The sequence below is a fragment of the Mesorhizobium sp. M7A.F.Ca.US.006.04.2.1 genome (genome assembly GCF_004022915.1).
Lineage (GTDB): Bacteria > Pseudomonadota > Alphaproteobacteria > Rhizobiales > Rhizobiaceae > Mesorhizobium > Mesorhizobium ciceri.
On record NZ_RZQA01000865.1, the window covers coordinates 1 to 2,643 of the forward strand.

Consider the following 2,643-nt stretch of genomic DNA (forward strand, 5'->3'; position numbering starts at 1 on the left):
GCCGAACCAGGCATCTGGATGGAAGAGGTGCCGGTGCCGGAAATCGGCCCTAACGACGTGCTGATCAAGATCAAGAAGACGGCGATCTGCGGCACCGACGTGCACATCTACAATTGGGACCAGTGGGCGCAGAAGACGGTGCCGGTGCCGATGGTGACGGGCCATGAATTCGTCGGCACCGTTGCCGATTTCGGCGCAGCGGTCACCGAATACAAGGTCGGCCAGCGTGTATCGGGCGAAGGCCACATCGTCTGCGGCCATTGCCGCAACTGTCGCGCCGGGCGAGGGCATCTGTGCCGCAACACGCTCGGCGTCGGCGTCAACCGTCCAGGCGCCTTCGGCGAGTATCTGGCGATCCCGCAGCACAATGTCGTGCCGATCCCCGACGATGTGCCCGATGAGATTGCCGCGATCTTCGATCCCTTGGGCAATGCCGTGCACACCGCACTCTCCTTCGATCTGGTCGGCGAGGACGTGCTGGTCACCGGCGCCGGGCCGATCGGCATCATGGGCGCGCTCGTCGCCCAATGCGTCGGCGCGCGAAAAGTCGTCATCACCGACATCAATCCGGTGCGGCTGGCGCTGGCGAAAAAGCTCGGCGTCCAGCATGTCGTCGACGCGTCCAAGGAAAAGCTGCGCGATGTCATGCCGGCACTCGGCATGACCGAGGGTTTTGATGTCGGCCTCGAAATGTCGGGCGCAGCCCCCGCCTTCCGCGACATGATCGACACCATGAACAATGGCGGCAAGATCGCCATTCTGGGCATCGCGCCGACCGGCTTCGAGATCGACTGGAACAAGGTCATCTTCAAGATGCTGCATCTCAAAGGCATCTACGGCCGCGAGATGTTCGAAACCTGGTACAAGATGATCGCGCTTGTGCAGGGTCCGCTGGATGTCTCCGGCCTGATCACCCACCGCATCGGCATCGACGATTTTCAGATCGGTTTCGATGCGATGAAGAGCGGCAGTTCCGGCAAGGTGGTGATGGACTGGTAGGGATTGCCTTGGCCGCTATTCAGGAAAAGCTGACGACAGCACCTCTGGTCCGCCGGACATTTTCCAACTAGGGGAACATGGCTGGGTGGAGAGCTATGGCTCCGCTACGTGCGCTCGCTAATCATATACGGCGACGTATCGCGGCCCACCCGGTGACGGTCGATGGGGCAATTCGCTTCAGTCGATGACGGAAACCCGGTGAACCGATGCTGAGGCCCCGACGCGATCGTCTATTTCCTATGATCTGCGATTGAGGTCGAGGTGTTGCCGCTTTCAGCGGGTAAGATGCGATAGACGACTTCCGGTACCCTTCCGGTCAGCGAAAAGGAAGGCAACGAGCCGCATTGCCTCAAGCAAAATGTTACCAATAGTGTCCTGTTCCAAAGGGGATGGACAGGTCGTGCCATTCCGGTTCGGGGGAAGGATGGCGCGGCTCAGCATGGCGACACGGTGAAGCGGCGATCGTGGAGCTTTATTGCGGCGTTGACAAGCGGCGCATTCTGGATGAGTTCGAGGCGGTAACCGGCTATTATTCGCAAGCGCGCGATCCGTCTTATGAACCGTCGTGAGCAGAGGCCGTCTGCGGGCAAGAGCCGCAGCCGCTGTTACGGCAGCGATGTCCGCGACGCGCTCATCGTGTTGTGGGAGGATTCGGAGCGGCTGGGTCCGCATCGACGCTCGCGGCGGCCAGCGCCGCCGGGCAGGAATGAGTTCGCAGTTCGCCGCTCGGTGCCAGCCCGCACCTTCGGCGATTGGAAAGATCCGCCGCCCGGCTTTGTTGAGCGCATTCGGGCACGTCTTCGTCAGGGAGCTTCGTGCAGACGATGGTGCTGACCGGATTGCCGCCGGCTGGACCGATTGCATTCCGCTCCGCACGCGCGACAGCGGCAATGTGATCATGGCGATCAAGCAGGCCCGCTCCCGGTTTCGCTGACCCTGTGCTGCTGTTTGCCGGCATCCGCCCGCACAGGAAGAGCTTGTAAAAGTGCGGAAATCGAGGAGCCGTTGGTCGTCGATCTTCAGCCTGAACGCGGTCGTTTGCTGGTGCCGCAAATCGGCTGTTGCATGTACATCCCTGTCAGACGTCAGTTTTCCTCGCCTATTTTGGTGTCGAGCGCGAAGTGCTCCAACCAGATTGCAAGGCTTTTTGGAAATGAGAGCGGCTTTGCGCAGGGCGCTCCGTTGTTGAGCATTCAAGCTACCAAGCCAATGACGCGCAGGTTCCACCAGGCTCGCCAGCCTTGAAGGACAGCGAAAAAAGCAGAGCACGACAGACACAACAGTGCATCAGGACGCCGCAGTCGTTGAAGATGGTGCGCTGCATCCATACCGTGGATGCATTCGATCCAAATAATCGATTTGTTCAATCAGTTTCTCGAAAGCTAACCCTACCCTCTGTGGGAATCGGGCTCTGAGCCGCGACGCTGCCTTGCGAGCGCAGGGGCTGCACGTAGGAGAGATGATGCAACGAGAAATCGCACGCGGGTTGCTGGCCTCGTGGGTTCGCCGACCGGCGTATTTGAGCCCGTCAGTTGGTCCTCACCCGCGCCTATTGCCACCGAGCGACTTGCATGTCCCTCCGACTCGGACCAGTTCCGAGAGCTGCGACGAGTTGCGCGCCGTGTGCTCCGATCAGATGGCCGC

Annotated in this window: 1 protein-coding gene and 1 pseudogene; both read left to right on the top strand. The window is 60.7% G+C overall.

What is annotated here, in order from left to right; translation table 11 throughout:
• Window positions 1-999: L-threonine 3-dehydrogenase (tdh, locus tag EN925_RS31340; protein ID WP_128337186.1), on the top strand; the 999-nt coding region annotated here is incomplete at its 5' end.
• A gap of 714 nt (window positions 1,000-1,713) precedes the next feature.
• Window positions 1,714-1,882 (top strand): annotated as a pseudogene (locus EN925_RS41050) (transposase); the annotation flags it as partial.
• Window positions 1,883-2,643: the final 761 nt, after the last annotated feature.